The organism is Ferrimonas aestuarii (assembly GCF_005116665.1).
Taxonomy (GTDB): domain Bacteria; phylum Pseudomonadota; class Gammaproteobacteria; order Enterobacterales; family Shewanellaceae; genus Ferrimonas; species Ferrimonas aestuarii.
Map to the genome: position 1 here is coordinate 463,486 of NZ_SWCJ01000002.1, position 7,116 is coordinate 470,601.

At 54.9% G+C, this 7,116-nt stretch carries 8 protein-coding genes and 1 riboswitch; all 8 genes read right to left on the minus strand.

What is annotated here, in order from left to right:
• Nucleotides 1-27: 27 nt before the first annotated feature.
• Nucleotides 28-1,149, minus strand: a complete 1,122-nt coding sequence (gene thiH / locus FCL42_RS04965; RefSeq protein WP_136862273.1) for a 2-iminoacetate synthase ThiH — start codon at nt 1,147-1,149, stop codon at nt 28-30.
• Nucleotides 1,146-1,904 carry a thiazole synthase gene (locus FCL42_RS04970; protein WP_205729228.1) on the minus strand — a complete coding sequence of 253 codons (759 nt, stop codon included), beginning with the start codon at nt 1,902-1,904 and terminating at the stop codon, nt 1,146-1,148. Before FCL42_RS04970 ends, thiH begins: the two co-directional genes overlap by 4 nt.
• Nucleotides 1,905-1,918: 14 nt before the next feature.
• The gene (gene thiS / locus FCL42_RS04975) at nt 1,919-2,116 is read right to left on the minus strand and encodes a sulfur carrier protein ThiS (protein WP_136862275.1); all 198 of its coding nucleotides are present in this window, start codon (nt 2,114-2,116) and stop codon (nt 1,919-1,921) included.
• Nucleotides 2,100-2,852, minus strand: coding sequence for a HesA/MoeB/ThiF family protein (locus FCL42_RS04980; RefSeq protein ID WP_169308296.1), 753 nt, complete (start codon nt 2,850-2,852; stop codon nt 2,100-2,102). Before FCL42_RS04980 ends, thiS begins: the two co-directional genes overlap by 17 nt.
• Nucleotides 2,842-4,359, minus strand: coding sequence for a thiamine phosphate synthase (thiE, locus tag FCL42_RS04985; protein WP_136862277.1), 1,518 nt, complete (start codon nt 4,357-4,359; stop codon nt 2,842-2,844). The genes FCL42_RS04980 and thiE overlap by 11 nt, the downstream gene beginning before the upstream one ends.
• A complete protein-coding gene (gene thiC / locus FCL42_RS04990; RefSeq protein WP_136862278.1) occupies nt 4,356-6,302 on the minus strand; it encodes a phosphomethylpyrimidine synthase ThiC in 1,947 nt (648 codons plus the stop codon). The genes thiE and thiC overlap by 4 nt, the downstream gene beginning before the upstream one ends.
• A gap of 88 nt (nt 6,303-6,390) precedes the next feature.
• A riboswitch (TPP riboswitch) is annotated at nt 6,391-6,506 on the minus strand.
• A gap of 67 nt (nt 6,507-6,573) precedes the next feature.
• Nucleotides 6,574-6,960, minus strand: a complete 387-nt coding sequence (locus FCL42_RS04995) for a nuclear transport factor 2 family protein (RefSeq protein WP_136862279.1) — start codon at nt 6,958-6,960, stop codon at nt 6,574-6,576.
• A 32-nt stretch (nt 6,961-6,992) separates the two neighbouring features.
• Nucleotides 6,993-7,116, minus strand: a 124-nt coding sequence (locus FCL42_RS05000) for a transposase (protein WP_136862280.1), incomplete at its 5' end; no start/stop codon positions are given.

Genomic DNA, 7,116 nt, shown 5'->3' on the forward strand with positions numbered 1-7,116 from the left:
CTAAGCTCCGGCTTTACTTCCTTCCCGTTATCCAAACGCCCTATCCCAATCTTTCCACACCGGGGTTAATCCCGAGGTTGATATCGCCGATGCCACCTGGGCAGGGCTTCTCAGATCGTCGATACTAAACTGCGCCAGATCGTCCGACGGCTCGGCATATCCACCAGGGCGAGTGCTGGAGCCTGCGCTCATGGTTGTAGGCGCTAGGGTCATCACGTTGTCGCGAAAATGGGCCGATTCTCGGGTCGAGAGCGACAACTCAAGCTCAGGACAGTAAAGCCGAAACGCACACATCAACTGCAGCAGTTCCCGCTCCCCCATTGGACTCACCGGCTCTACCCCACCGGTACAGGGACGAAGCCGAGGGAAAGAGATGGAGTAACGACTGCGCCAATAACGCTTTTGCAGATAACGGTGATGGCGTACCACCATCGCCGCTTCGCTGCGCCAATCCGCCAAGCCAAACAGTGCCCCTAGGCCAATTTTGTCCACCCCCGCTTGTCCCAATCTATCTGGGGTATCCAAGCGATATTCAAAATTGGTTTTGCTGCCTCGAAGATGGTGCTTCAGATAAGTGGGTTTGTGATAGCTCTCCTGATACACCATCACCGCATCCAGCCCAAGGGCGCGTAGCTCTGCGTATTCCGTGGTCTTAAGCGGCTGCACCTCCATCATCAGATAGCTAAAGTGGCGCTTAATTTGCGGCAGTACCTCGCGAAAATAGTCCATGCCCACCTTAGACTGGTGCTCACCGGTGACCAGCAAGATGGCATCAAAGCCCATGTTTTTGATGGCCGTTAGCTCACGTTCTAACTCATCGGGCGATAAGGTGTGACGCTTGATGCGATTACTCATGCTAAAACCACAATAATCGCAGTCGTTAGCGCACAGGTTTGACAGATACAGGGGCAGATACAACCCCATGGTATTACCAAACCGCTGCCGCGTCAGGCGCTGAGACAGCTGGCCCATCTGCTCAAGGTAAGGAGCTGCAGCTGGAGAGATAAGTGCCTCAAACTCGCGGGCACTGAGCCCCTGCCCCCGCGAGGCATTCGCCAGCGCCTGCTCAACCTCACCGGTAGAATGCCCGTTGACGCTGAGCCTTAGGTGGTCCCAATCAAGCTGCTGCCACTGACTGACAAAGCTCATGATAAAAACCCGGTTAATGGGCTAGACGCACAGGCTTCGGTTTGCGCCTGACCTAACCCAGCTTCAAAGGCGGCGCGGCCAGCCTCAACCCCCTGTTTGAAGGCTCTGGCCATGGCCACTGGGTTAGCAGACACGGCAATGGCGGTATTAACCAACACCGCATCCGCGCCCAGCTCAAGCGCCGCCGCCCCATGACTAGGCGCACCGATGCCCGCATCCACCACCACGGGCACCTGAGCTTGCTCAATGATAATCTTTAAAAACGCCTGAGTCTGCAGCCCCTGATTGGAGCCAATGGGTGCCCCTAAAGGCATCACCGCGGCACAGCCCACCTCCTCCAACCGTTTGCACAGCACTGGGTCGGCATGGCAATAGGGAAGCACCACAAACCCCTCTTTGCACAGGACTTCGGCAGCTTTTAGGGTTTCGATGGGATCGGGCAGCAGATAGCGAGGATCCGGATGGATCTCCAGCTTTAGCCAGTTGGTGCCTAAAGCCTCACGAGCCAAATGCGCCGCGTAGATCGCTTCCTCGGCGGTTTTGGCGCCAGAGGTGTTGGGCAACAGATCCACGCCCAACTCGCGAATCGGTCCATAGATGTCACCCTGAGCACCGCTTAAGTCCACGCGCTTTAACGCCAGTGTCACCAATTGTGAGCCGCTGGCCTTTAGCGAATCGATCATGAGCTGATCTGAGGCAAACTTGCCAGTACCGGTAAAAAGCCGAGACTCAAAGGTTTTATCTGCAATGGTCAACGAATGGTTCACGATTAGCCTCCTGCAATAACGCTGAACAGATCGATCTTATCCCCATCAGAAACCGTTCTGTGGGACCACTGTGTTTTTGGCACCACGGTGCCATTTATCGCCAACGCCAACGCCTGAGAATTGGGGGACAACTGGGCCACAAGATCGGTGACCTTATGGCAATCAAGTTGGCGCGATTCGCCATTAATGATGAGATTCATGGTTACCTCCGCACACCGTGCAGTCAGGATTCGCGCCAAGCTCAAACTGTTGCCAACTCAAGGTGTGGCCATCAAAGCGGCGCAGGTGAAAGTCTAAAGGTTGGTTAAGCAGCACTTTTAGGGCCATCAAGGCCTGCAGATGACCGATGGCAGAGACCACAGGGGGCACCACACCGGCCTCGCGGCAATTGGCCGGCTCACCGCCTTGCTGTTGTGGACACAGACAGGCAAAACAGGGGCCAGAGGGCGCGATATACTGAAGCTGCCCCTGCCAGCCGATGGCCGCGCCACTGATAAGTGGCCTGCGGTACTCACAGCAACCACGATTGATCAAATGACGGCTGCCCAAGTTGTCGGTACAGTCGAGCACCAGATCCACCTCTGGCAGCAGGGTGTGCAGCGTTAGCTCATCCACCATCTGCTCATAGGCATCAACATGAACGTCAGGGTTCAGTTGGTTCGCCCAACGGGTTGCGGCATGAACTTTGGCCATGCCGACCTGCTCTGGCTGGTAGATCCACTGTCGGTGCAGATTCGATAAGGAGACTTTATCGCCGTCCACCAGCACCAACTTTCCCACACCACAGCCAGCTAGGCTGGCCAGTACAGATACCCCCAAGCCGCCCAAGCCGATGACCAGCACTTTGGCGTTAGCAATGGCCTGTTGGCCACCCTCTCCCCAATCAGGGAGCAAAAGCTGCCGGCCATACCTCAGATAATCGTTATCATCTAGCATAACTGGCCTCCCGCGCGTCTTGCCCTGACTCATAGGCGAGCCACAGGGCTTCCAATGCCCGGCGCAGATCCGCCGCTTCGGTCACCGCTCGAACCACGGCAATGCTGCCCACGCCAGTGGCGGCGACTTTCGGTGCCCGTTCGGCATTGATGCCGCCAATGGCAACCGTTGGCCAGCGCCCCGCCAGCAGCCCATGGTATTGAGAAAGCCGAGCCAGCCCTTGTGGGGCCGATGGCATCTCTTTGGTGGTGGTGGGAAAGATATGACCTAGGGCGATGTAGCTTGGATTTAACGACGCCGCGCGCATGATCTCAAAGTAGCCGTGGGTGGAGATCCCAAGGCAAATTCCGGCTTCTGCGATGGCATTAAGATCCGCCACAGCCATGTCTTCTTGACCAAGATGCACCCCATAAGCACCATACTTAATGGCCAACTGCCAGTAATCGTTGATGAACAATCTGGCGCCGCAGCGGCGTCCCATGGCAATGGCTTCTGCCACCATGGGTTCAGCTTGTTCCTGAGTTAAGTCTTTGGCTCTAAGCTGCAGGGTTTTGACTCCTTGAGCCAGCAAGCGCTCTAACCACTTTAACGAGTCCACCACAGGATAAAGCCCAAGCTCATAAGTATCACAGCGGGGAAACGGCGCCAAATTAGCCAAAGAGCTAGGCGCAAAACCAAACTCGGACTCCATCCGACTTCCGGTTAGTGCCACTTTTGGAAACTGCTCAAACTGAGCGGGCCAAGCGGCTGCAGGAGACCGGTGAGCCCCATACTCATCCCCCTCGAACGCAGAACCTTGGTTGAGCCCGTTCACATAGGCGCGAGCTACCACAAGTGCGTCATCAAAATCATACCCTTGGGCCCATATTGCCGACAAACCGGCAGTCAGCTCGCCAACGTCAGCAAGGGGGTGACCAGCAGCGGCTTTAGGCAACCGGTTTTCCAACAAGTAATGTTCCTGTTTCAAAACCAGATCGACGCCATGAGCGCAAAGCTTGCCCTCATCCGCATTGCTCACCACTAAGGTGCTAACCCCAAGCCGCTGCCGTAATCCAGCTGCCAACTCGGCCACCTGATTTGCCTCAAAGGACGACTCTGGGGATACCTCTGACCGTTGCAACAACGATTTTACTGAGGTGAGCACCGCCAGTTCAGCGCCAGCCCTAGCCAATGATTGGCAAACAAGCGCGATAGCCTCAATCTTGCCATCGATACCATCGAGATTGACAACAAATCGGACCGATGCCAATGCATCCTGATTGTCAGCCAGCCAGCGCTTGAGTTCCGATCCCAACTTGGCGTCAGGCAGAGTTTGAAGCTCAATCACCTGAGGCGGTAATTCAGCGAGCAAGGCATCGAGCTCCGCCGACAACGACCGTGAAGCGCTGTCGGTTAGCACACTACATCCATGGCAACCTAAGGCAGTTTGGGTGCGCAGGCTGGCCTGCACACCGTGTCGTCCAGTGGAATCAAAACGGCCTAGGCTCCAGACGACAGGAAGCGTCATGCCTGGGGCTCCTTAGCGGGCTCACCGCTCACTTCGTGATACAGCTCACCGCCTTGTTCACGAAACGCTTTTGATTTCTCCGCCATGGCGGCCTGAATGTCGTCTTGCACCTCGACAACCTGAGTATCAATCAGGGTATGAGGATTCGCCGCAGCATAATCCCGTACCTCTTGGGTGATCTTCATCGAGCAGAATTTAGGGCCGCACATGGAGCAGAAGTGGGCCACCTTCGCGCTTTCCTGTGGCAATGAGGCGTCGTGATAGGCTCGGGCAGTATCTGGGTCCAGCGCCAGATTAAATTGGTCTTCCCAGCGAAACTCAAATCGTGCCAACGACAAGGCGTTGTCTCGAATCTGGGCGCCCGGGTGCCCCTTGGCGATGTCCGCCGCATGAGCTGCAATTTTATAGGCGATAAGCCCCTGTTTAACGTCTTCTTTTTCAGGCAGCCCTAGATGCTCTTTAGGCGTCACGTAGCACAGCATGGCGCAGCCATACCAGCCGATCATCGCCGCGCCAATGCCTGAAGTGAAATGGTCGTATCCCGGAGCAATGTCGGTTACTTGCGGCCCTAAAGTGTAAAACGGCGCTTCAAAACACTCCTCAAGCTGCTTCTCCATGTTGACTTTCACCAGCTGCATCGGTACGTGTCCAGGACCTTCGATGATGGTCTGAACATCATGCTTCCAAGCCGTTTTGGTCAGCTCACCCAATACTGCCAGTTCAGCAAATTGCGCCTGATCATTGGCATCGGCCACCGCACCAGGGCGCATGCCATCACCTAAGGACAGGGCCACGTCGTATTGAGCACAGATCTGACAAATCTCATCGAAGTGGGTGTAAAGGAAGTTCTCTTGGTGATGACTCAAGCACCATTTGGCCATGATGGAGCCACCACGGCTAACGATGCCAGTCATGCGCTTGGCGGTCATGGGCACAAAACGCAGCAGCACACCGGCGTGAATGGTGAAGTAATCCACCCCTTGCTCCGCCTGTTCGATCAGAGTGTCGCGGAACACCGGCCAACTGAGGTCTTCAGCGATGCCGTTTACCTTCTCAAGGGCCTGATAGATTGGCACGGTACCGATAGGAACTGGGCTATTTCGAATGATCCACTCGCGGGTTTCGTGAATGTGACGGCCGGTGGAGAGATCCATCACGGTGTCAGCTCCCCAGCGGCAGCTCCACACCAGTTTTTCAACCTCCTCTTCGATGGATGACGTCACGGAGGAGTTACCAATGTTGGCGTTCACCTTCACCAAGAAATTGCGACCGATGATCATCGGCTCCGCTTCTGGGTGGTTGATGTTCGAAGGGATGATGGCGCGGCCGGCGGCCACTTCGCTACGGACAAACTCAGGGGTAATACGCTCTGGCAAATTGGCCCCGAAGCTCTGACCTGGGTGAGCGGCGGTGAGCATCTCGCTACGAATCCGTTCTCGGCCTAAATTTTCGCGAATGGCCACGTACTCCATCTCTGGGGTAATGATGCCCTTACGGGCGTAGTGAAGCTGGCTAACGTTGCTGCCCGCTTTGGCACGGCGAGGTTTTGGCAGATGCTCAAAACGAAGGTGATCAAAACCTTGGTCTGCCAAGCGTTGTTGAGTGAAATCTGAACTGGCCACTTCTAGCATTTCGGTATCTTGGCGCTGCTCAATCCACTGCTTGCGCAGTGGCGCAAGACCTTTGCGTACATCCAGTTCAATCTCGGGGTCGCTGTATGGGCCAGAGGTGTCATACACCGGAATCGACTCATTGTCTCGAGTGATGGGGTTCTCTTTATCGCCGCCAACGATGGATGGCGTTAGATGCACTTCTCGCATGCCGACACGAATGTCGCTACTTGAGCCCTGAAGGTACAGCTTATTGGAATTAGGGAAAGGGTGGCCTTTGAGGCTATCTAGGTACTGCTGCGCCTGCTGGCGCGACTGGCGTCTGTTCGACATAACAATCTCCAAAGAAAAAGGGAAATTGCTTGTCGGACGTGATTCCTGAGATCAACGTTGCAACATGTCGCCCCAGGGAGCTGGGGCTGGCAAATTGTAGCTTGTTTTCCTACGCAGGTTCTAACCTGTTCAGGTTCCACGGATTCCGCTTTGCGGTCTCAGCCCAAGGTGATAAATCACACTGAGGCACTCCGACAAGACCAGCGCAGTATAGGAATTCCAAATCCTTAACACAAGAGCACAATTTTGATTTTATCTTAACGACTTGCCGTTACGAGCTCATGGCCGCCAACAGTTCGCCCATCTTCTGGTGTACCAGATTCACCGCTTTAAGGGGCCTTAACATCACCTTAAACTCACTGATCTGACCATTGTCGTTAAAGCTAATAATATCAATGCCATTGATGGTAATGCCGTCAATAACTGTCTGGAATTCCAGCGCCAGCTGGTCGCCGCCGTCGATCTTCTTCAGATAGCGAAACTCATCGTTCAGCAGCAGATGAAACGCCGCGGTCAAGTAGGCTTTGGTGACCGCTTTGCCCTGTTGAGGGGTATGAACCACAGGCGAGTGAAAGGTGGCGTCGTCCGCCAATAAACGGTCCAGCTGAGCGACGTCGCGATTGGTTAGCAATGTGGTCCATGCTTGCAGATTACTCATAGTGACTCCTGTCATAGAGAATTAAAAAAGGTTCATCGCGGATCTCCGGGGAATGCTGATTTTATCTTCAAGAAAAAGTACTCAGTGTCCCGGTAGCCGTAAGCCATGCGCTTAATCAATTTGATTTTGTTGTTCATCCCCTCGAGCCGGCAGGTA

Excerpts from the sequence above, each read along its gene's own strand:
- thiC (WP_136862278.1), bottom strand. The coding sequence starts at position 6,302 with ATGTCGAACAGACGCCAGTCGCGCCAGCAGGCGCAGCAGTACCTAGAT.
- thiS (WP_136862275.1), bottom strand. The coding sequence starts at position 2,116 with ATGAATCTCATCATTAATGGCGAATCGCGCCAACTTGATTGCCATAAG.
- thiE (WP_136862277.1), bottom strand. The coding sequence starts at position 4,359 with ATGACGCTTCCTGTCGTCTGGAGCCTAGGCCGTTTTGATTCCACTGGA.
- thiH (WP_136862273.1), bottom strand. The coding sequence starts at position 1,149 with ATGAGCTTTGTCAGTCAGTGGCAGCAGCTTGATTGGGACCACCTAAGG.
- FCL42_RS04980 (WP_169308296.1), bottom strand. The coding sequence starts at position 2,852 with ATGCTAGATGATAACGATTATCTGAGGTATGGCCGGCAGCTTTTGCTC.
- FCL42_RS04995 (WP_136862279.1), bottom strand. The coding sequence starts at position 6,960 with ATGAGTAATCTGCAAGCATGGACCACATTGCTAACCAATCGCGACGTC.